At 58.4% G+C, this 21,467-nt stretch carries 20 protein-coding genes and 1 tRNA gene; 11 read left to right on the forward strand and 10 right to left on the reverse strand.

All coding sequences use genetic code 11. From position 1 onward, the window contains the following. Positions 1-2: 2 nt before the first annotated feature. Together MHY08_RS03315 and MHY08_RS03320 are read right to left on the reverse strand one after the other, a co-directional pair. Entirely contained in the window at positions 3-1,367 is a 1,365-nt protein-coding gene (locus tag MHY08_RS03315) for a PFL family protein (protein ID WP_239235302.1), read from the reverse strand. 1 nt (position 1,368) lies between these two features. Beyond that, a complete protein-coding gene (locus MHY08_RS03320) occupies positions 1,369-1,638 on the reverse strand; it encodes an ACT domain-containing protein (RefSeq protein WP_179386521.1) in 270 nt (89 codons plus the stop codon). Between the two features lie 104 nt (positions 1,639-1,742). Between MHY08_RS03320 and MHY08_RS03325 the strand changes: the two genes are divergently transcribed. From MHY08_RS03325 to MHY08_RS03345, 5 genes are all read left to right on the forward strand, one after another. Continuing rightward, entirely contained in the window at positions 1,743-2,417 is a 675-nt protein-coding gene (locus MHY08_RS03325) for an NAD(P)H-binding protein (RefSeq protein WP_204609009.1), read from the forward strand. Between the two features lie 21 nt (positions 2,418-2,438). Continuing rightward, positions 2,439-3,410, forward strand: a complete 972-nt coding sequence (locus MHY08_RS03330; RefSeq protein ID WP_239235305.1) for a nucleoside hydrolase — start codon at positions 2,439-2,441, stop codon at positions 3,408-3,410. 182 nt (positions 3,411-3,592) lie between these two features. After that, positions 3,593-4,303, forward strand: coding sequence for an ECF transporter S component (locus MHY08_RS03335; RefSeq protein WP_204611436.1), 711 nt, complete (start codon positions 3,593-3,595; stop codon positions 4,301-4,303). Next, complete coding sequence (locus MHY08_RS03340) at positions 4,303-4,995, forward strand: energy-coupling factor transporter transmembrane protein EcfT (protein WP_239235308.1); 693 nt, start codon at positions 4,303-4,305, stop codon at positions 4,993-4,995. Before MHY08_RS03335 ends, MHY08_RS03340 begins: the two co-directional genes overlap by 1 nt. Continuing rightward, positions 4,986-6,122 carry an ATP-binding cassette domain-containing protein gene (locus MHY08_RS03345; protein ID WP_239235310.1) on the forward strand — a complete coding sequence of 379 codons (1,137 nt, stop codon included), beginning with the start codon at positions 4,986-4,988 and terminating at the stop codon, positions 6,120-6,122. Before MHY08_RS03340 ends, MHY08_RS03345 begins: the two co-directional genes overlap by 10 nt. A gap of 76 nt (positions 6,123-6,198) precedes the next feature. On the opposite strand, the gene MHY08_RS03350 is transcribed toward MHY08_RS03345, so the two are convergent. Together MHY08_RS03350 and acnA are read right to left on the reverse strand one after the other, a co-directional pair. Next, positions 6,199-6,774, reverse strand: coding sequence for a TetR/AcrR family transcriptional regulator (locus MHY08_RS03350; protein ID WP_239235312.1), 576 nt, complete (start codon positions 6,772-6,774; stop codon positions 6,199-6,201). 191 nt (positions 6,775-6,965) lie between these two features. After that, entirely contained in the window at positions 6,966-9,779 is a 2,814-nt protein-coding gene (gene acnA, locus MHY08_RS03355; protein ID WP_239235315.1) for an aconitate hydratase AcnA, read from the reverse strand. Between the two features lie 328 nt (positions 9,780-10,107). Between acnA and MHY08_RS03360 the strand changes: the two genes are divergently transcribed. The 3 genes from MHY08_RS03360 to MHY08_RS03370 all read left to right on the forward strand — a co-directional run bounded on the left by MHY08_RS03360 (position 10,108) and on the right by MHY08_RS03370 (position 14,846). After that, positions 10,108-10,572 (forward strand): DUF6676 family protein, encoded by a 465-nt coding sequence (locus tag MHY08_RS03360; RefSeq protein WP_204609022.1) that lies wholly within the window; start codon positions 10,108-10,110, stop codon positions 10,570-10,572. 1,714 nt (positions 10,573-12,286) lie between these two features. Beyond that, positions 12,287-13,741: an NlpC/P60 family protein gene (locus MHY08_RS11730; protein WP_239228799.1), complete on the forward strand. Its 1,455-nt coding sequence runs from the start codon at positions 12,287-12,289 to the stop codon at positions 13,739-13,741. A gap of 31 nt (positions 13,742-13,772) precedes the next feature. Next, positions 13,773-14,846: a ferrochelatase gene (locus MHY08_RS03370; RefSeq protein WP_239235317.1), complete on the forward strand. Its 1,074-nt coding sequence runs from the start codon at positions 13,773-13,775 to the stop codon at positions 14,844-14,846. On the opposite strand, the gene MHY08_RS03375 is transcribed toward MHY08_RS03370, so the two are convergent. Then, positions 14,843-15,616: a hypothetical protein gene (locus tag MHY08_RS03375; RefSeq protein ID WP_239228798.1), complete on the reverse strand. Its 774-nt coding sequence runs from the start codon at positions 15,614-15,616 to the stop codon at positions 14,843-14,845. The genes MHY08_RS03370 and MHY08_RS03375 overlap by 4 nt on opposite strands. 33 nt (positions 15,617-15,649) lie before the next feature. Between MHY08_RS03375 and MHY08_RS03380 the strand changes: the two genes are divergently transcribed. Further along, a complete protein-coding gene (locus tag MHY08_RS03380) occupies positions 15,650-16,489 on the forward strand; it encodes a DUF3097 domain-containing protein (protein ID WP_239235319.1) in 840 nt (279 codons plus the stop codon). Here MHY08_RS03380 and MHY08_RS03385 read toward each other — a convergent pair. The 3 genes from MHY08_RS03385 to MHY08_RS03395 all read right to left on the reverse strand — a co-directional run bounded on the left by MHY08_RS03385 (position 16,486) and on the right by MHY08_RS03395 (position 17,998). Further along, a complete protein-coding gene (locus tag MHY08_RS03385; protein WP_198493063.1) occupies positions 16,486-17,064 on the reverse strand; it encodes a MarR family transcriptional regulator in 579 nt (192 codons plus the stop codon). The two genes, MHY08_RS03380 and MHY08_RS03385, sit on opposite strands and share 4 nt — an antisense overlap. A gap of 53 nt (positions 17,065-17,117) precedes the next feature. Further along, positions 17,118-17,834, reverse strand: a complete 717-nt coding sequence (locus MHY08_RS03390; protein ID WP_204609032.1) for a TVP38/TMEM64 family protein — start codon at positions 17,832-17,834, stop codon at positions 17,118-17,120. A gap of 78 nt (positions 17,835-17,912) precedes the next feature. After that, a tRNA-Leu gene (locus MHY08_RS03395) sits at positions 17,913-17,998 on the reverse strand. A 227-nt stretch (positions 17,999-18,225) separates the two neighbouring features. On the opposite strand from MHY08_RS03395, the gene MHY08_RS03400 reads away from it, so the two are divergent. Both MHY08_RS03400 and MHY08_RS03405 read left to right on the forward strand, forming a co-directional pair. After that, positions 18,226-18,765, forward strand: a complete 540-nt coding sequence (locus MHY08_RS03400; RefSeq protein WP_005324806.1) for a YbhB/YbcL family Raf kinase inhibitor-like protein — start codon at positions 18,226-18,228, stop codon at positions 18,763-18,765. After that, positions 18,765-19,157 (forward strand): hypothetical protein, encoded by a 393-nt coding sequence (locus tag MHY08_RS03405; RefSeq protein ID WP_239235321.1) that lies wholly within the window; start codon positions 18,765-18,767, stop codon positions 19,155-19,157. Before MHY08_RS03400 ends, MHY08_RS03405 begins: the two co-directional genes overlap by 1 nt. Positions 19,158-19,249: 92 nt before the next feature. Here MHY08_RS03405 and MHY08_RS03410 read toward each other — a convergent pair whose 3' ends face one another. After that, the gene (locus tag MHY08_RS03410) at positions 19,250-20,365 is read right to left on the reverse strand and encodes a quinone-dependent dihydroorotate dehydrogenase (RefSeq protein ID WP_239235323.1); all 1,116 of its coding nucleotides are present in this window, start codon (positions 20,363-20,365) and stop codon (positions 19,250-19,252) included. 4 nt (positions 20,366-20,369) lie between these two features. Further along, entirely contained in the window at positions 20,370-21,416 is a 1,047-nt protein-coding gene (locus MHY08_RS03415; RefSeq protein ID WP_239235325.1) for a hypothetical protein, read from the reverse strand. Positions 21,417-21,467: the final 51 nt, after the last annotated feature.

Raw genomic sequence — 21,467 nt, forward strand, 5'->3', positions numbered from 1 at the left:
CGCTAGTTGCGGAATCCGTGCACCGGGGCCGGAATGAAGCCGCCGCGGTTAATGAACTGCGCATTGCCCACCTGATTGACCGGGATAACTGGGGCGTAGCCGAGAAGCCCACCGAAGCTGACCTCGTCGCCTACCTGGGCTCCAGGTACCGGGATGACTCGCACCGCGGTGGTTTTATGGTTCATCACGCCAATGGCGGCCTCATCGGCGATCATGCCCGAGATCGTCGCGGCCGAGGTATCGCCCGGCAGGGCAATCATGTCAAAGCCAACCGAGCAAATAGCGGTCATGGCCTCCAGCTTGTCCATGGAAATGGAGCCGGACTTGACCGCGTCGATCATGCCTTTGTCCTCGGAAACGGGGATGAAGGAACCTGACAACCCGCCCACGCGGGAACAAGCCATCATGCCGCCCTTCTTAACGGCGTCGTTAAGCAGAGCCAAGGCCGCAGTGGTGCCGTGGGTGCCCACTTGGTCCAGGCCCATGTGCTCCAAGATGTGCGCAACCGAATCGCCCAATTCGGCGGTGGGGGCAAGCGAAAGGTCGATGATGCCGAAGGGCACTCCCAGGCGCTCCGAGGCCATGTTGCCCACCAGCTGCCCGGCGCGAGTGATCTTGAAAGCAGCCTTCTTCACCTCTTCTGCAACCTGGTCTAAGCTGGCCCCCTCGAGCGAGCCCAAGGCACGGTCGACCACACCCGGGCCGGAAACGCCCACGGAGACCACACAATCGGGTTCCTCAATGCCGTGGAAGGCGCCGGCCATGAAGGGGTTATCTCCCACGGAGTTAGCAAAGACCACGAGCTTGGCGCACGCAATGGCGGAATCGTCCTTGGTCAGCTCAGCCGCTTCCTTGATGACCTCGCCCATCTTCTTGGCTGCATCCATGTTGATGCCGGCGCGGGAGCTAGCGATATTCACGGAGGAACACACAACGTCCGTAGTAGCCAGCGCCTCCGGAATGGAGCTGATGAGCTTTTGCTCCGCGGTGGTAGCGCCTTTTTCTACCAAGGCGGAATAGCCGCCCACGAAGTTGACGCCAACCTCTTTTGCCGCCTTGTCCAGCGCCTTTGCTGCGTCAACGGGGTTTCCCTCTACGCCGGCCACCACTAACGAGATGGGGGTTACGGAGATTCGCTTATTCACAATGGGGATACCGAGCTCGCCCTCGATGCCTTCGCATACCTCGACGAGGCGCCCTGCCTGCTGGGTGACGCGGTCATAGATGGCCTGGCAGGTAGCCTCCATGGTGGAGCGGGTGCATCCGAGGAGCGAGATGCCCATGGTCACGGTGCGGATATCGAGACGATAGTTCTCAATCATCTCGATGGTGTCCAAGATATTGGTGGTATTAAAACGCGTACTCATTCTAAATCTCGTTCATGGCGGTGAAGAGGTCTTCGGACTGAATGCGGATGGACTGGTGCTTTTCTTCCGCAACGGGGCGCATGCGCTCCTTAATGGTCTGGATGGAGACCTTGTCCGCATCGAATTCGACGCGCAGGATCATGGTGAAGTATCCGCCCATGAGCGTCTGGGAGACGTCGATGACGTTGATATCGAGTTCTGCAAGGGTAGTGGTCACCGCGGCGATGATGCCGGTGCTATCGGCACCGGTGACGGTCATAATGGCATACATGCATGCAATTCTATCTGCTTGCCGGGCGCGCCGCGGTGGTTTGTGCGTGCCGGAGTAAGGAGGCCGTCTGCACGCCGACCGCGCCGTTGTTACGGTGGGGAGGTATGACTGATAAGAAGAAGTTTCTGTACATCGGTGGACACGGCAAGGTCGGGCTGCTGACCGCACCTAAGCTGGTTGAGGCCGGTCATGAGGTCCACTCCCTCATCCGCAATCCGGAGCAAAAGGCCGAGATTGAAAAGCTCGGCGCGACCCCGGTTATGGCGGATATTACTGAACAAACCGTGGATCAGTGGGCAGAGCTTTTCGCCGCTTATGACGCTGTAGTCTGGGGCGCCGGCAATGGCGGCCGCGGTGGGGCAGACCTCACTTGGGCCGTCGACCGCGACGGCGCCCTCGCTACCCTCGACGCGATGGACCAGTTACAGCAGGAGGGCAAGAATGTACCTGCCTATGTGATGATCTCCTACGTCGGCTCCCAGGTAGCAACCACGGATCCTGCCGATGAGAAGTGGTATGCCTACGTGGAGTCCAAGAAGGAAGTAGACAACCGCCTTGTACAGGCCAGCTACCCGCACCTCATCCTCAAGCCAGCGATGCTGACCGAGGAACCAGCCAAGGGCCTGGAAATGATTGAGGATAAGATGCTGAAGGAGTCTATGACTTCTTCCCGCGAGCTGGTTGCGGACGTCATCGTCGAGGCCCTTGGCCGCGAAAACCTGCCGGAATCCCCGCTTGCCTTCGTTGATGGCGACAATCCAGTGAGCTCTATCAAGTAAGGCGCTAAACTGGCTGGCATTATGACTGCTAAGCCACCAGCCGTACTTATTGATTGCGATCCCGGTATCGATGATTGCCTCGCCCTCATGTACTTGGCGGGTCTGCATCATGCCGGTGAGATCGAGCTGGTGGGCGTTACCACCACGGCCGGCAACGTCGAGGTCCACCAGACCGCGGCTAATGCCCGCTGGATTTTGGACCTTTGCTCGCTTGCCGACGTCCCCGTAGCCCCCGGCGTACCCCAACCCCTCAAGGTGGATCTCACCACCACCCCTGAGACCCATGGCCCGACAGGGCTGGGCTATGCACATGCCCCCGCTGCCGCCGCCAAGCTGCAACAGCGCGATTGGCAGCAGGTATGGGAAGAAGCATTAGCCACCCACGACGATCTGCAGCTGATCGTTACTGGACCGGTCACCAACCTTGCTGCTTTCGAGGCAACCCATAGCGAGGCTGCCGCGCGCTTCGGTGCCATCACAATCATGGGCGGCGCGGTCAATTACCGCGGAAACACCACGCCAACTGCCGAGTGGAACTTTTGGGTGGATCCACACGCCGCCGCCCAACATTTTCATTCAACCGCCCCACGCGTTCTCACCACGCTGTGTTCCCTCGAAGTAACGGAACAGTTTCTCATTACTCCGCAGCGCCTAGACGAGGTCCTGGAATTGTTGGGGGATCACCCTACAGCACAGATCCTGCCGGACGTGCTGCGTTTTTATTTTGAATTCCACCAGGCACAGGGAGAGGGCTATCAAGCCCAGATCCACGACCTCTTGACCTGCATGATTGCCCTGGGGCGTATCCCTGATGAAGCGATAGAAACCACCGTGGATGTCGAGGCGGAATCGCCACTGATGCGTGGCACGAGCGTTGCGGATTTGCGCAACCATTGGGGCCGCGCCCACAACGCGCGGCTGGTAACAGGCGCAGATATAGAGGCCGCACACCACGAATGCGCGCGGGGATTCACGCTATTAGCTTCGCATTAGTAGCTTTTAACACGCAGAGCCTCTACTATTATCCGCGGCGCACGTGCCGTGCAAGCTCGCTTTCCGAGGTGACATAGGAACGCAGCACCATCCGCGGTCGTCGTTTATTTTGCCCATTTTTCGGTATATGGATTTGGACTTTTACTGTGTCACAGCTTTCTCTCACCCCCGCCCGCAAGGCTATGGTCATCGCGGGTGCTCTCATTGTCGCCGCAACCTGGATTTATCTGGTTCTTCTGCGTCCTACTGATTGGGAATCCGTTGCCGGCTCGACAGAGGCGCTTATTACCCTCGCCGGCTACCTCGTTGGCGCCGCGCTCCTTCTAGCCGGCACCGTTCCGGCGCTACCGGCGCGAACCATCGCCATCATCCCGGTAGCGCTAGTGCTCAATATTGTTGTCGGCGAAATCATCGGTTCTATCGGCGTTCCGCTGTATATCGACTCCGTGGGAACGATCCTGGTAGCCGCGCTCGCGGGACCCATCGCCGGATTGGCTACTGGTACCTTGTCCTCCGTCGTATGGGGACTGTTGAACCCCGCCGCTTTGCCCTTCGCCGCTGTGTCCGCCGCCACGGGGTTCCTCTCTGGACTGGTAATCAAGAAGGGCGCTTTCACTAAGGTGTGGTGGGTCATTCTCAGCGGCGCCATCATCGGCATCATTTCCGGCATGCTCGCCGCACCAGTAGCTGCCTTTGTTTATGGCGGTACCGCAGGTCTTGGTACGGGCGCAGTTGTTTCGCTCTTTCGAGAACTGGGCAATTCCCTCATCGCCTCGGTTACGCTGCAGTCCTTTATTTCGGATCCCCTGGATAAGGCACTGGTCTTCCTCATTGTCTGGGCAGCGGTCAAAGCACTGCCGCAGCGCACCCGAGAATCCCTCCAGCCACGTTAATGCACGTCCTTCATCCCGCCACCGTCGTCACCATCGCGGCCTGCGGCTGGGTCCTTACTTTGGCGCTGAATACCCCGGTGGCGTCGGCAAGCGTAGTGCTCATCGCCCTAGCCTGCGGTACTGCCGCTACCCGCAACGCCTCCGTGATTTTGACAACTATGGCGTTAAGCGCCCCAGCGGCCCTTTCCATGCTGGTCATTCACGCCCCCTACGGTGATGACCCAGTGCTGCCGCTGGTCACTAGCGACGGCCTGGTTCTCGCCGCCACCCTCACCCTCCGATTCTGCGCCCTCATGGCCTGCTTCATCGCGGCCATGGCAGCCCTGCGCATTGCTGATATCGCCAAGTGGCTGCAAGTTTCGCGCGCTGGCCACAAGGTCGCGTATATCGTTGGAGCCTCCCTACAAACCCTGCCTCAAGGCGCGCATGCTTGGCGTTGCGTGTGTGAAGCCAACCAGCTCGCCGGCATCACCGTGACCTGGCGCAATACCATCTCGCGCGTCATTATTCCCGTCATCGCTCGCCTCCTTACCCAAGGAACCCAACGCGGTCAGGCCCTGGCCGCCGTCGGATTCGACCAGGAAGGGCAACGCACCCTATTGCGCCCCGTTGCCGACTCCATGGTCTCCCGCGTCTTACGCTTCGTCATTCCGCTAGTTAGCCTTGTGGTGGTGATTGCTGCATGGATTTAGCCCGCATTAAGCCCAGTCCTGGGGCTATATATCAAGTACTCGTCGAACCTGACACAGCCGTCGAAGACGTTGCCGTGGAACTAGCCGAGCACCTATCTACCGAAGCCATCATCGGTACGGATGCCTCAGCACAGATTAGCTTCCTGCGGGAAGCCTGTATCGAAGAAGTAGTTTTAGGCCTCGAAAATGCCGGCGTTCCTGCCCCTGAAATGCAGCGGCGCGGGCAGCGAATGCTTCGCGCCGTGGGCCTGTCTGACTACTGTGAACATGACCCTACACAGCTATCCGGTGGCCAAACACGCAGGTTGGCGGCAGCCTGTGTCGCCATTCGCGAGCCGGAAATCATGATTGTGTGCGAGCCCGCAGCCGGGCTTGATGCTGATTCGCGCACGCAAGTGGTTCGACTCTTGGAGTCGATGCCGGAGACTTGCGTTATTTCCGTTTCTAGTTCCTCCTGGCCAGAATTGGGTGGCGACATCATTGGCACAGACCCACTCGTAGCGGCCGTCGACTTACCGCGGGTTTCTGCGAGCCTCCGGACGGGGAGTATCGGTCCGCTAACGGCTCGCCGGGGTGCAGCAAAGAAAAAATGGTGGCACTTTTCTCAGCCCCGTGGCACTTCCTTCAGCGTCGGACCGGTAGAAATCCCTATTGCGAAATCTGCGGTTACGTGGCTGCGAGGCGATAATGGCAGTGGCAAGACCACGCTCCTGCGCGCTGCTGCTGGGCTCGATGGCGCCGGAGTCGTCCCGAATCCACCCGCTCTTGCCCTGCAATCGCCATTTGATCAGGCAGTATTCCAAACAGTGGAGGAATTCGTCCCCAATGACACCGTGCGCAACCTGATGGGACTAAATCCTGCAGACCATCCTCTCGATTTATCATCGTCTCGCCTGCGACTTGCGCAAGTTGCCCACGTCATAGGGCAGCAGCGACCAGTGGTCCTGCTCGACGAACCAGACACCTTGCTTTCATCTGCCGACCGCTGGCTCATGCACCAACTGATCCACCACGCACTGCAGTCCGGCAGCGCGCTGGTGGTTACCTGCCACGATCCTAAGTTTGTGGCTGAAATAGAAACCTATGCTGAAGTAACGGAAAAGACACTGCCGGCGCAGCATCTATAAGCACATACAAAATTGCTCCCGGCTGTTTCCAACATCAGTTAAAACGCTGCCGGGAGCAAAAGTAGTTGTATGGGGGTTACTGTGCGCCCGCCTGAGCACCGCGGATGGACTGCTCTACTAAGTCAAGAACATTCTCCAGCTCCGCTGTATCGCCCAAGGCAAGCCGGTTAATGAATCCGTCCATGAACACCTCAAGATAGATGGCTAAGGTATCGATTTCTACATCATCCCGAAGGCGGCCCTTATCCGCATTAGATGCCAAGCGTGCGCGAACGGCTTCATCACGAACCGACTGATTTTCCTTCCACCGAGCGGCGAACGAGGGGTCAGTGCGTAGCAGGGAAGTGATTTCCAAGCGAGTGGCCAACCAATCGTGGCGCTCAGGATGCTGGAGCATTTCCCGCATGACTTCTACCAAGCCATTTTGAGCCACGACTTCGGCCTGACGAGCGGCATCTTCTTGCGCCAAGGCAAGAAATAGTGACTCTTTGTCACCGAAGTGGTGAAAAATTGCGCCACGTGACTTACCCGTCGCTTGCTCGAGTAGCCGAACAGTTGCTCCCTCGTACCCGTGCTCTGCAAAGCAGCGGCGGGCACCTACGAGAATGTCGTGCCGGCGGCGGCTAAGTTCAGATTCGCTCACGATGGGCATAGTAGGGAACTCTCCTTAATGGGGGATATCTAAAGATTGTTTAATCAGTAATTTTAAATAAGAAATAAAGTCGACGTGACGAAACGCGGGGCCGCATTGCCCTTCCTGAGAGAGGGCGGTGCAACCCCGCGTTGTCGACTGAACTTAGTCCTTTAACCCATCGGTTGGGCTAAAGGACTGCGCGAAGACGCTTAGTTCTTGACCATCTGACGCAGAACGTACTGCAAGATGCCGCCGTGGCGGAAGTAGTCAGCCTCACCCGGGGTGTCGATGCGGACGTCGGCATCGAACTCGACGGTCTCGCCGGACTCCTTGGTAGCGGTGACGTGGACGGTCTTCGGGATGGAGCCATCGTTGAATGCGGAGATGCCCTCGATGTCGAAGGTTTCCGTACCATCCAGGCCCAAGGTCTCGTGGGACTCGCCCTGTGGGAACTGCAGTGGGATAACGCCCATACCAATCAGGTTGGAGCGGTGGATGCGCTCGAAGGACTCAGTAATAACAGCCTTCACGCCAAGCAGGTTGGTGCCCTTGGCTGCCCAGTCACGGGAAGAGCCAGTGCCGTACTCCTTGCCGGCGATGACAACGAGCGGGATGCCGGCTTCCTTATAGTTCTGGCAAGCATCGAAGATGAAGGCTTGCGGGCCGCCTTCCTGGGTGAAGTCACGGGTGTAGCCACCGGTGACGTCGACCAGCTGGTTAGCCAGGCGAATATTCGCGAAGGTACCGCGCATCATAACCTCGTGGTTACCGCGACGGGAGCCCAAGGAGTTGTAGTCCTGGCGGGCAACGCCGTTTTCATCGAGGTACTGCGCAGCCGGGGTGCCCGGCTTAATAGCGGAAGCAGGGGAGATGTGGTCAGTGGTGACGGAATCGCCCAGCTTTGCCAGCACGCGTGCGCCCTTGATGTCCTCAACCGGGTTCGGCTCGGTTGGCATGCCGTCGAAGTAAGGAGCCTTGCGGATGTAGGTGGAATCCTCATCCCACTTGAAGGTCTCGCCCTCCGGCACGTCCAGGTTGCGCCAAGCATCGTCGCCCTTGAAGACGTCGGCGTAGTCAGCCTCGTACATCTCGCGGGAGATAGCGGACTGGATGGTGTCCTCAATCTCCTGCGGGGATGGCCAGATGTCCTTCAGGAAGACGTCGTTGCCTTTCTTATCCTGACCCAGTGGCTGTGCATCAAAGTCAAAGTCCATGGTACCGGCGATTGCGTAGGCAATAACCATGATTGGGGAAGCCAAGTAGTTCATCTTGACATCCGGGGAGATACGGCCCTCGAAGTTGCGGTTACCGGAAAGGACCGCGGTGGCAGCGAGGTCATTCTCGTTGATGGCTGCAGAAACCTCGTCCGGCAGTGGGCCGGAGTTACCAATACAGGTGGTGCAGCCGAAGCCGGAGAGGTAGAAGCCCATGGCTTCGAGGTCCTTCCACAGGTCTGCACGCTGGAAGTAGCCATCAACAACCTGGGAGCCAGGAGCACAGATGGTCTTAACCCATGGCTTGGACTGCAGACCCTTTTCTGCTGCCTTACGGGCGATAAGGCCTGCGCCCACCATGACGGATGGGTTAGAGGTGTTGGTACAGGAAGTAATGGAGGCAATGGCAACCATGCCGTGGTCCAAGGTGAACTCGCCACCGTTTTGGGACTCAACGGTAATCGGGTTGGAGTGGCGGCCCTTCGCGCCAGTAGCCGAGGACTCGCCGTGACCCTCACGAGCCTTGTTCAAGCCGCCGGTGACGTCCTCCATAGCTGGGGCGCCGCCTTCTGCGGACATGCGCTTTGCCTCGACAGAGGATTCGTCAACGCAAACCTCGTCGGTGGTGTAGTTAGCCAGATCCTTGCGGAACTGCTCCTTGGCCTCGGTCAGCAGGATGCGGTCCTGCGGGCGCTTCGGGCCGGCAATGGAAGGAACAACGGTGGACAGGTCCAGCTCGAGGTACTCGGAGTACTTTGCCTCTGGAGCGTCCTCCTCCAGCCACATTCCCTGTGCCTTGGCGTAGGCCTCGACGCGGTCGATCTGCTCCTGCGGGCGGCCGGTGAGCTCGAGGTACTTGGTGGTCTCCTCGTCAATCGGGAAGATCGCAGCGGTGGAACCGAACTCAGGGGACATGTTGCCGATGGTGGCGCGGTTTGCCAGCGGGACAGACTTAACACCGTTGCCATAGAACTCAACGAACTTCTGAACAACGCCGTGCTCGCGCAGCATCTCGGTGATGGTAAGAACGACGTCGGTTGCAGTAACGCCGGTGGGAATCTCACCGGTCAGCTTGAAGCCTACGACCTTCGGGATGAGCATGGATACCGGCTGGCCGAGCATGGCAGCCTCTGCTTCGATGCCGCCGACGCCCCAGCCCAGAATGCCCAGGCCGTTTTCCATGGTGGTGTGGGAGTCGGTGCCGATACAGGTATCCGGGTAAGCAAGGCCCTCGTTGTCGAATACAACGCGAGACAGGTACTCGATATTTACCTGGTGGACAATGCCGGTTCCCGGAGGAACTACGCGGAAATTGGAGAAGTTCTCAGCACCCCAGCGCAGGAACTGGTAGCGCTCTTCGTTGCGCTGGTACTCGATTTCAACGTTCTTTTCCAGCGCATCGGTAGAGCCGAAAGCCTCAACGATGACGGAGTGGTCAATGACCATTTCGGCCGGGTTGAGAGGGTTAACCTGATCTGGGGTACCACCCAGTGCGGAGACGGCCTCACGCATGGTGGCGAGGTCAACAACGCAAGGAACACCGGTAAAGTCCTGCATGAGGACGCGCGCTGGGGTGAACTGGATTTCGGTGTCCGGCTCTGCCTCCGGATCCCAGTTTGCCAAGGCGTTAATGTGATCCTTGGTTACGTTCTTGCCGTCCTCGTTACGCAGCAGGTTTTCTGCCAGCACCTTGAGGGAGTAAGGCAACTTCTCCAAGCCGGAGACGGTGTTGATGTCAAAGTAGTCATAAGACTTGCCGTTGACGTCAAGGGTCTTCTTGGCCTCGAAGGAGTTCAAGCTTTCAGTCACAGGGAGCTCCATTCCTTGTTAATAAACAGTGTGTTCTGTTTGGTACTCGCCGCCTTTCGTCACAGCGGGGCAGTGCTCAGCGTCAACGGTCACGAGTGTGACTCGACGCGACCATGGGGCCTGCTGTGTTGAAGGCGACAAAGAACGCGATGGTTCACCTAGATATTGTAGAGGCTAAAACCTTCGGTCGCTGCCATTGTAACAGTACAAGCGTTCTGTTTTCACCTTTTTGAGAAATTCGGCGAGTTGAGGGGATGGACGTCTGTGGCCCGCCCGTATCTTGGGGGAGAAGAAGTTTAGGAGCCCTATATATAAGGAAGAGATACACATGGTTCCCGCGGGCGTAGATGTAGCTGATTTGGCAGGCCAGCTGGAAGAGGACGGCGTGGCCTACACGTCCCCAACGCTCAGCCAAGATGCACAGCTCAACGCGGAGGTAGCTCAAGGCTTGCGAGACGGTGACGGAGTGGCCGTGGTTGATGTGGTGGCTGATCGTACACCTGATGTCCGTGACATTGCCCAAGAGCTCCAGGATGCGACAGGTTTAAACACCGTCATCGTACAAACCCCTCGCCATGTTTCTTCCGTTAGTGACACTTATAGCCGCGCTGACATTGAGTCGGTACAGGCGCAGATCGCGCCTGGGGCTAACCAAGTAGACCTTCTGTCTGAGTACTACAGGGGGCTAGACCAAATCAGCTTCCCGGTCGGCGCAGTGGTGGGGGCAGTTGCCGTAATCGCCGTGATTGTATTGGTTGGCTCTTTCCTAGCGGCCGGCCGTCGCAAGCCCTAATAGTTGAAGAGGATCTACGGAAGCTGAGGGTGCGAGCCGGCCAGTAATGAAAGCCGGGCGAGAAGCGTGGAACATGGCCTTCCAGAATTCGACAAATAGTACCTGAAAATTAAGTTTGTTCGAGAAAGTATCGCGTTAGAGGGTGAAACTTTTGCGAGCCTTTGATGCGCGGAAAATTCGGGCAACTGTCCCGAAGGCGTGTACTGAAGAACTCCGGGCGAATGTGGATGACGCAGTTTCGTTCACTCACGGGGTGCCGGGAGAGTCGGTTGCGGATTGGGGAGGCAGAAGTTCGGCCTGGACTTAGCGTGAGCCGGATGCCTAATTGGGGATCGTGGATGGGGCGGGGGAGTGGTCAAAGTAAACCCTTAGGGGTTGACATCCGGTGGGGGAGTGGTTCAGTTGTCCTGGTCGTGGTCAGACTCGGGGTTGGTAGAGCGTATGGGACTCCGGTTTGATAGTGATTAAAGTCACAATAACGGGACGGTAACAAAATCATTGCAGGTTAGGTGCACATGTTGAGTCATGTGAATTAACTTGACTCACGTGAATTGCGGGAAAATTGTGCGAAACGGGCGTGTCGTGACGTAAGGTTCGGGTGTCGACTCAGGAGACATTTCTTGCTTCCTGGGTTCATGGGCTTAGCCTTGACTGTCACGAGAGAACTCGCACGGGTATGTGGGGAAGCACGCCTCGAGCGAAAGTTAGAACGTCGAGTGGCCGTTCTTGGAAGTCAATGAACCGGGACCTTTCGATAGCGATTGGGAACGCAGGCAAAGAACTTGAGCGATTACAATGTTCGAAAAATTACACATCAACCCACCTTCCGTTTATGAGGTGAGACGGGTTCATTAGAACTCCACCGTGTGGAAATTTTGGTGCGAACCTTTATATGGCTAAGGCTGAAAGCCTGTTGTTGCAGAAGGTGCGTACGGAGAGGTCCATAGGGATAGGGTCTGGGAACGCCGAATCACTCCACAAGGGTCAGCTTCGTGCGGCCTGTTCATGGTTTGTGGCTGCTTGCCCTCGACGGCTCGGTAGTACTAAAAGGCTAGACCTTTTGGGTTCCGGTCGGCGCCGCGGCGAGGTCTGCCAGAACCCGTAGAGCAGTTCTCACGGTGCTCAGTGCAACGAAGACGTGATCGGGGCATACGGAATCGCGGGTTGTTAGACGCATCCTGGAGCGTATGTCGCGCACAGCGAAGAATAGAAGTGGATTTCGCAGTCGTGGGAATTTGTTTGAACAGAGAATAGTTGTAGACCATTTGTGGCCGACTTGTCGGACTCACGCAAGTAGACTTTTAGGCTCTCTTGTCGGAGCACTAGTTGGCTGGATATCGCTGTTGTGGGGAAACAGTAGCGGTTAGAGTCATCCAGTATCGGCGCAGCAATCGTCCTCAACTCTCTCTAGTTCCAACATGAAAGCCCTAAGTCTGCTGAGCGTCCACAGAATGTGCACACCCGGAGTGAAGTCTCAGCCAATGTAGGCAGTCCAATACCAGTTACCGCTCTAGTGTCTGCGGGCGCTAGGGGATAGTTTCGCGTAGCTATAGATATCTAGTCGAAGCGATTTCCTAGGCCACCCAATAAGGCATGCGATAACGCCTGTGTTTGTGCGAAATATGCAGGCGGGGAGCCCGGGCATACCTATGTCCGGAGGTCTTCGTGGACTCTCACAAAAGGAGCAGGGTGGGCCCAAACTAGGAGTATTTCAGTGGCCACCATTCGCCTTCCGCGCATTCGACATGTTCGCGCTTTCATTGCTGCAGTAGCAGGTACCGCAGCCATTTCAACACTTTCCACCGTAGCCCCAGCAGGCGCCGATGAAGTATCGACGCCAAATCCGGGTTCGGTCCAGGACCAAGAGTCAGACCACGTAGCAATTGACCGTGCGGTTGCCAATGCAGATTCGCTGCAGGCCGCTGTGGAGGAGTCCCGGGCAGAGCTAGGTCGCGCGGAAGCAGATGTTTCCGGAGCGGAAGACCGTATTGCTCAGATCCGAACCCAATTGGAACAAGTGAACGGCGAGCCGGGCACTAATGAAGAGTACGTTGCCAGCTTGGAAGATGAGCTGCGCCAGGCCGGTGAGGAAAAGCGAGAAGCCGAGAATCGGGTTGCGCAGGAGCGTCGGGAGCTGGCCCAGAATGAAGCGCGACTAAACGCTACCCAAAGGTTTGCGGAGGCCACTTTTGCCCGCCAGCAGCAGGCTGCGCCCCAAGAGGAGGCAGCAAGCGGGATGCAGCTCTCGCAGCAGGATTCTCTTCCAACCTCGCCAAATCAAGTTGATAATCTTGATTCTGCAGCTCCGGCTAACGCCTTTACGGTCAATTCTGAAGACTTGACTTCCGAGGACAAGTCTCAGGGCTTTACGGATGAGGTAGTAGATCGGGGATCGCTTGAGGCTCCTGGCAGTGCGGACGTTGCCGATAATCCGGAGGCTCCATCCGTTGCTGAGCAGGATAAGACTACTCCAGAAGCGGACTTTGGAAACGCCCTCAACAAGGGTGCTACTCCGACGTTCCAGAACGTCGATTTCGGCACTGGGTCCTCTGTTAACGATGCGCTCGGACTTGCGAATGATATCGCTGCAGCCGTTGATGAGGACGATGTGCGCACCCTCATGCAGGGCTCTTCTGACTTGCTTGGTTTGGGCAGTCCGAACACTGCACCTGCCGCCAATGTTGATGCTCCCGAATTGGATGAGGTAACTGAGTCCGAGGAAACCACCACTGGTGCAGACGCGGGCCGAGACGCTCAGATCGAGGCCGTGATTTCTCGCGCTGAGTCTCAGGTCGGCGTCCCTTATGTGTGGGGTGGCGGCGATAATAATGGTCCAACCGGCGGTCTTCGAGACGGTGGCGTGGCTGATTCCTTCGGCGACTTCGGCCAGTCTGGCTTCGACTGCTCGGGACTAGTTAAGTATGCCTACGCGGCAGCCGGCCTGGACCTTCCTCACTACACTGGTGCGCAGTACCAGCAGGGCAAGAAGATTCCTCGCGAGAACGCACAGCGTGGTGACCTTATCTTCTACGGAGCTGGTGGAAGCCAGCACGTAGCTATCTACCTAGGCGACGGCCAAATGATTGAAGCGCCACAGTCTGGTCAGACTGTTTCAGTAGTTCCAGTTCGCTGGGGTGGCGCTACTCCCGATGTCGTGCGCCTTCTCTAATCTCCAACTTTTGGTTGGTATGGTTTAGGGCATGACTGACGCACAACAGAATGCCCAAAACTTCGACGCCCTCCTCGTTCTTTCTTTCGGTGGCCCGGAAGGAAACGAGGAGGTCGTTCCTTTTTTGGAGAACGTTACCCGAGGCCGAGGTATCCCTCGCGAGCGGCTAGAAGTGGTGGGCGAGCATTATTACCACTTCGGGGGTGTAAGTCCGCTCAATGCGCTTAACCGCGAAATCATCGATCATCTCGAAGGGGAGCTGAAAAAACGCGGGCATAATCTACCAGTCTACTTTGGCAATCGAAATTGGCATCCCTTTGCCAGCGAGACTGCGGAGAAGATGTCCCAGGACGGGGTCCGCAAGGTGGCCGTCTTCGCTACCTCTGCATGGGGTGGGTACTCCGCATGCCGGCAATATGATGAGGACATTCAGCAGATGCGTGAGCATCTGGCGGAGCAGGGGTTGCCGGACATTGAATTTACTAAGATTCGCCAATTCTTCGATCATCCGAAGTTCGTGGTCGAAATGGCAGCCGCCGTCACAGAGGTCTGGGGACAGGTTCCGGAAGAAAAGAAGGAATCCACTCGCATGCTGTTTACCGCCCATTCGGTTCCCGTCGCGCACGATAACGTGGGCGGTGTGGAAGGTGATAAAAACCTTTACTCCCGCCAGGTAGCAGAGGCGTCGCGGTTGGTGGCGTCGCAGGCACATATTTCTGACTACGACCTCGTATGGCAGTCACGTTCGGGCAACCCACGCACTCCGTGGCTCGAGCCAGACATTGTTGATCACACCACAGATATTCACCATAACGAAGGTATCGACACGGTAGTGGTGTGTCCGATTGGCTTCATCTCTGATCATATGGAGGTTATCTGGGATCTCGATTCCGAGCTGCAGAAGGCGGCAGACGAGATGGGTGTCAAGGTCCTGCGCACCCGGACAGCGGGTCCGACTCCACGGTTTGCGGAGATGGTCGTTGATCTCATCGATGAGCTAGAGCACGGCCGCGAGTGGGAGACCAGCGGGAGTGTCACGGTGCAAGGGTGCACAGTCAATGGTGCACCGTGTGCGGCGGGGTGCTGCGATATCTGGTCCCGTTAACGGGCAAATTCTCCCAGCGCATAAGACACGCCTGTCATGCGGGCCTGGCGTATGTGGCGCCACAAGCGAAGCAATTGTGGGTCAAGGCTGTGGTCATTGATGCGGTCAGTGACGGTTTCGATGATTGCGGCTACCCGATCGGCTCGGGCAAAGAGCTTGGCTGCTCGAGCTGGCGTTGAGTGGGGAAGGCCAGGTGTGTCATAGAAGTCGCTCAGGGTTCCCACGGTGAGGCGGGGGTTGGGCAAGGCCTCGGTGGTATACCCGGTTGCGGCGATGAGATCGGCGGACTCATTGGTTGCTTGAGAGAGGAGCGCATCAGCTTCACCGGGGCTTAGCCAGGCGGGCGCGGGGAGCTGCTGCTTTTCGACGACCACTTGCCACGCTGTATGGCTGTGGTGAATGTGGGCGATGAGGACTAAGTTACGCAAGGGATCATTGGTACGAACTATGATTGCCCCGGCAGAACTTTGTGCGGCCGCGCGATAAGACTCCGATCCTGCCGGCAATGCAGGCGGCTCGCCTGGCCCGGACAGTGCGAGGCGCACAATAGGCTCTGCACGTACACCGCGATGAGCCGTAAGCTCGGAGGTCTCCGCGCGCAGCATGGCTAGCAGATCGACGAAGGGGGATTCGTCCCAGCATTCTGGACGTCCGCCAAGCTCAGTAAGCGCGTCCAGCAAGTCATCGGTGGTTTCATGTCCCCATAGCCACGAGCCAAGCCAGACGGCGGTGTTTTGTAAAGGTGACCATACTTCGGCGCGCATATCCATGGCGAGCCAGTCTAGTAGATAGACTAACGGGCCATGAGTTTTGATCCTTATGGCGGAGATATTTTTGCTGGCCACTCGCGGTCGAAGCCGCGCCAGTACCCGGAAGTACCAGCCGAGCGCGGAATGGTAGTGGAAGTGCGCGGCGATGACTTTGTGGGGGCTGTTATGGGCGTGGACAAAACCGTTTTCGGTGAGGTGGTACGCCTTGAGGATCGCCACGGCGTAGAACGGGTCTTTAACCTTGTCAAAGGCGGGTTCCTAGTGGAAGGCAAGCCAGTGACGCTTACCCGGTACGTCGAAAAGCAGGCTCCCCGTAAGTCTAACTCCGGCTCCCGCCGCGTAGAAAACGTGGAGGCTAAGGTCGCCGCGCCGTCGCGAATTTGGGTAGAAGGCGTGCATGATGCCGCCATTGTGGAAAAAGTGTGGGGTCACGACCTGCGTGTGGAAGGCGTGGTAGTCGAATACCTCGAGGGTTTGGACAACTTGGAGGCGCGCCTCGCAGAGTTTCAGCCGGGGCCGGGCCGCAGGGTCGGAGTATTGGCGGATCACTTGGTTCAAGGCTCCAAGGAAACCCGCTTAACGGAAACCGTGGGAGAGCATGTCCTGGTAACTGGACACCCCTTCATCGATATCTGGGCGGCGGTAAAACCGCAGCGCGTAGGACTGCGCGAATGGCCAGATGTGCCCTACGGCGAGGATTGGAAAACCGGTATTTGCCGCCGCGTAGGGTGGAGCGACCCGAAGGATGGGTGGCGTCATGTCTATAACGCCGTGCATTCTTTTCGCGACCTAGACTCCAGCCTGATCGGTGCCGTGGAGCGCCTCGTGGACTTCGTTACTACACCTGAGTTGAGCAAGTCCGACTTGCTCTAGGGGTGGGCAAGGTTGGCGCGTTCAATGAGGTTGACGGCCAACTGCCACCCCGCCATCTCCGCGCTCCAGCCGGCCGCCTGGAGGCGTTGTGACATGGCTTGCTTGGAAATCCCCAGCTCTTCGGCGGCCTCATTCTGGTTGAGCCCTGCGCGGACAAGCGAGGTTGCTTCGCGGCCTTCGATGGTGCGCTTGTGGAGAACGTACCCAAGTAGGGCAAAGGTGGCCGCGATATCGCTCGCCTCCGAAGCGCGGCCGCGTTTATTGAGTTTGGCGTAGACCTGCCCCATGCGGGCGGACTTCCGCAATGCGGCGGTTGCTACCTGGCGCGCGCCTTCCTCATCTTCTTGGTTTCCGGGACTAATGCCGATGCCGATGGCCCAGTCGCCGTCGGCAAGCAGGGCCATGACCACGTCGCACACGGCAGTTGCTGAATCTACTACGGCGCAAATATCTTCCACGCCGAGCACGTGGAACTCGCCCACACCGTTGAGGGTGGATAGCGCCGTTGCAGAGCGTTGGACCAACTCTGCGCGACGCACGGAGCGGCCCCGGTAGCGGGCGTGGACAGCAAGCACGGAAATCCTCCTTAAGGAACCAATTGCGACATAGTCTACCGCTCGTACTTGACTTATGGGCGAGTGGGTAGACGCGAATCCATATACAGCCCGCCCATACCGACGGCGGCAAAAGCCACCATGGCGACAATGATGCCGGGCGAGGTGTGGCCAGTGAGGGCATCGCCGAAGAAGACGCCGAGGGCAGTAGTCGGGATGGAACCGAGGAGAGTGGCCACGGTGAAATGGCTAAGCTTCACCGGAGTTAGGGCGGCAACGTAGTTTAGGAGGCTAAAGGGCACGCCGGCCACCATTCGCAGCGAAGCGATGGCCAGCCAGCCGCGCCGCTCTAAGTGGGCATTGATTTTAAACACTGCGGGGTGGGTTAGGTGCGGGCGGATCCAGTCTCCAAGGAGCGTGCGGACGATGAGGAGCGACAGGACCGCTGACACCGTCAGGGCGCACAGGGAGAGGGCGAGGCCCTTCCATGGGCCAAAAAGTATTCCTGCGGCTACCGTCCACAACGTGCGGGGAAATGGAAGCTGCGTAAATATGACATAACCTAGGGTGAAAAGGAGGGGAAACCACGCGCCATAGCGGGTGGAGGCGCCGCGAAGTTGAGCCACGTCCGGCAGATCGAAGAGATAAAGGAGGGTGGCGCCGGCGACGATGGCGGCGAGGACGGTGATCCAACGCTGCATCGACCACTGGAGAATTGACCGCCGAGCGGACCGGGCGAGCGACATGAGGAAATGGCCGAAGCTGCGCGCCCAACTCAAAAGTGTGGTCATGGGGGAGATCGTAGTCCTTGTGGGAGTACTGAATAGAAAAATCCGGCGGCTACCTTGGTGGTAACCGCCGGAACGCTGTGCCCGAGGGGGGACTTGAACCCCCACGTCCGTTAATAGGACACTAGCACCTCAAGCTAGCGCGTCTGCCATTCCGCCACCCGGGCAGGGTGTTTATCAGCCTCTCGGCTGGGCACTCCGATACTGTATCCTGCTCGATGCTTGCTTTACAAATCGCCAGCGTATGGTGTGAAAAAGCTACCGTTAGTGAGGTGTGGAAATACATGGTTGTAAGTCTGGGTGGGGGCTTTCAGCGTGTGCGGCAAATAATATGCAGGGTGCGGCGGTTACACCACATCGACATCGGCTTGTGAGGTGGGGTACAAATGGGTCTATGACTTCTTATGCAGATGATTCCCGCTTTCCCGGTCCAGATCCTTACGCACCGCTGCGCGATGTCCCTTCCTTCGTTCTTTCGTCCACTGATGTGGTGGAAGGAGACGAGCTGCAGGAAAAGCTCCGCGCCCCAGAGAGCGTATCGCCGCAGCTTGCGTGGTCCGGACTGCCGGAAGGCACTAAGTCCCTGGCCGTGACCTGTTTCGACCCAGATGCGCCAACAGCGTCTGGTTTCTGGCATTGGGCGGCGTTCAATATCCCCGTCGAGGTAAGCGAGCTGCCTACCAATGCCGGCGCTGCCGAGGACTTGGGCATTGACGGCGTCATCAGCTTGCGCAACGATTCGGGCGAGCGCACATACTTCGGTGCGAACCCGCCTGCCGGACACGCCCCGCACCGCTACCTCTATGCCGTCCACGCGGTCGACGTAGAAAAACTCGACATCGACCCAGATGCTTCGCCGACCGTGCTTGGGTTCAACCTGCATTTCCACGCTCTTGGCCGCGCCATTTTGTGGGGCTGGTACGAGGCGAAGTAATGGCGAGTAGCTCTACTTCATCGCAGCCTAGCCCGCCGACGGCGCTGCGGGTCGGCGGCGCCTTCATGGTGGTCGCATTCGTGCTGGTGCTCTTTGCGTTGATCTCCGTCTTCACGGATGGCTGGGGCGCCCTTTTCGAATGGACGTATTCCAAAGGGGCGATTATTGTCGCCGCGGTCATCGTCGGGGCCTTTAGCACCATGAGCAAAAGTCAGGCGGGAAGTCGCGCGCAGGTTGCCGCATTGGTCATCGCCATTGTGATCATTGCAGCCAGCCGTTTTGTGCCCGGCGATGTCTTATTTGCTCAACCACAGTATTGGGTCGTGTTCTACGCCGGCTTCGCGGTGTTGTGCGCACTGGTTCTCAGGCGCAGCGTTATGGCGCAGACCTAGTCAGCACCGCAAAGACAAAGGGTCCGCCTACTTCCTCTGCGCGTGCAGCAGGAGAAGTAGGCGGACCTTGTGTTGAAAAGCCTTGGGCTGGACTAATCCAAAGGCTTCCAGGGGAGGCCGGAGCCTACGGCCTGGGAAATATTGCTCAAACCGTGGGCACGGATTTGAGCGGCAATGCCGCGGTGGATATCGCGGATCCAGTCCGGTCCGCCGTAGATGAGACCGGTGTAGCCCTGCAGTAGGGAAGCACCGGAAGTGATGCGCTCCCATGCCTGTTCTGGCGTGGAGATGCCGCCCACGGAGATGAGGGTGAGCTGGCCGCCGACTCGCTCATTAAGGCGGCGCAGTACCTCTAGTGAGCGCTCAGCTACCGGAGGGCCGGATACGCCACCGGCACCCATCTCCTTTACCTCGGCGGCTGAGGTCTTGAGCCCCTCGCGGGAAATGGTGGTATTTGTCGCTACGATTCCGTCGAGGCCTAGTTCGAGGGCTAGGTCTGCCACGGCGTCAACGTCGGCATCGGAGAGATCTGGGGCAATTTTCACCAGCACCGGAACCGCGGTGCATTCTTGCACGGCGGAGAGAATGGGGCGCAGCGATTCCACTGCTTGCAGGTCGCGCAGACCCGGGGTATTCGGGGAAGAAACGTTGACCACCAGGAAATCTGCCAAATCGCCCAACACCGACGCGGAGCGGCGGTAGTCTTCTACTGCATGCTCGGCAGGGGTGACTTTGGTTTTGCCAATGTTGATGCCAATGACATCGCTGTAGCGACGCTTGCGCAGGTTTTCCGCGGCGGCTGCCGCACCTTTATTGTTAAAGCCCATCCGGTTCAAGATGGCCTTATCGGCCTTCAGGCGGAAGAGTCGCGGAGCAGGATTGCCGGGCTGTGCTTGGGCGGTGACGGTTCCCAACTCTGCAAAGCCAAAGCCAATGGGAGTCCACGTATCAGCAGCCGCGGCGTTTTTATCGAAGCCGGCGGCAAGTCCCAACGGGCGGGGGAATTCTACTCCGAAGACCTCTTGGCGCAGCACTGGATCGTTGACCGGCAGGATCTTTGCCAGGGCCCGGTTGGCTGGCCCGGCGGCTTGGAGTCCGCTGAGCGCAGTGTTGATAATTTCGTGGATGCGCTCCGGGCTCAGTGTGAACATGCCCCGCAAGGCAAGCTGGTAAGCCTGCGCGCGCAATTGGTCAATAGTGCTGGTCATGGTGTTAAGACTCCTTTTTCAGGTGCGGGGTGTCCACGAACTGCAGCCCGTGGCCGGTGGCGGAGGCGGCGACAAAGGTGCCGTCGCCAAGCACTGCAATATTCTGCGCATCCGGCACGGTGGAGAGACTTCCGCGCAGCTCTGGGACGCCTTTGCCAATTTCATAGGCATAAGCCTTATTGGTATCGGTGGCGCTTACCCACGCCAGATTGCGCTTATTATCCCAGGCTACGCCCCATGGGGTGCCCTCAACGTTGCCGTATTGGTGCAGGCGGACGACGTCATCGGAGGTGTAGATGGCCAAGCGGCCGCCCTCGGTATCGGAGGCGAGGACCACGCCGTTATCGCCCACCGCGATGCTGCCGACTCCCTGGCCAACGCGCAGTCGGCCGCCCGCACGATCATTCGTCCAGTCCACGTTTTGGATAGTGGAATCCTCCCGGTGGATGCGCACCACTCCGTCATCACCCGAGGAATTGGGCACGGCCAATAGCTGGTCCGAGCCGGCTTCCACCTCGATGTCTCCGTCACGCTTGCCGTCTTTATAGACGCCTACCGTGGTGGAATCGGCCGAGGTGGCAAAGATCTCGCCGCTGGATAGCTGGGTGGCGGCGGTGACGGGGGAGTCCTCTTCCATATCGACCTCTTGGGGAGAATCCGGGGAAGCGGGATCGATGAGGAGAACCTTATCTGGGCAAGCGAGCACGAAGCCCGACTCCGAAGAACTGAGGTCACCACACTCCGCAGAAATGTCTAGCGAGGTAGCCTTCTTCCCTTCAAAATCCTTCTGGCTACCGATGAGAAGCTCGTCCTTGGTGCGCACTGCCAGTGAGTCATCAAAGGCGGCAAGGTCAGTGATGTCTGCCTTAAGGTCGACCACAGTGCCTTCCGCATCCGCCTTAGCCGGGGAGACCGCTGGGGTGGCATTGCCCTTGACCGCGGTCTCTGGATCGGCGCCCACGCCCACTTCGGGCTGGCAGGCGGCCAACGCGGTGGCGCTCAGCGCCAGCAAACTGGAAAGGATAAGTGCGGAGCCAGATTGAGATTTCACGGCTACTAATCCTAACAGCGCGCGTTGTAAAAACTCGAAGCCCAGCGCGGC

Source organism: Corynebacterium sp. ACRPJ (genome assembly GCF_022347345.1).
Classification (GTDB): Bacteria; Actinomycetota; Actinomycetes; order Mycobacteriales; family Mycobacteriaceae; genus Corynebacterium; species Corynebacterium tuberculostearicum_D.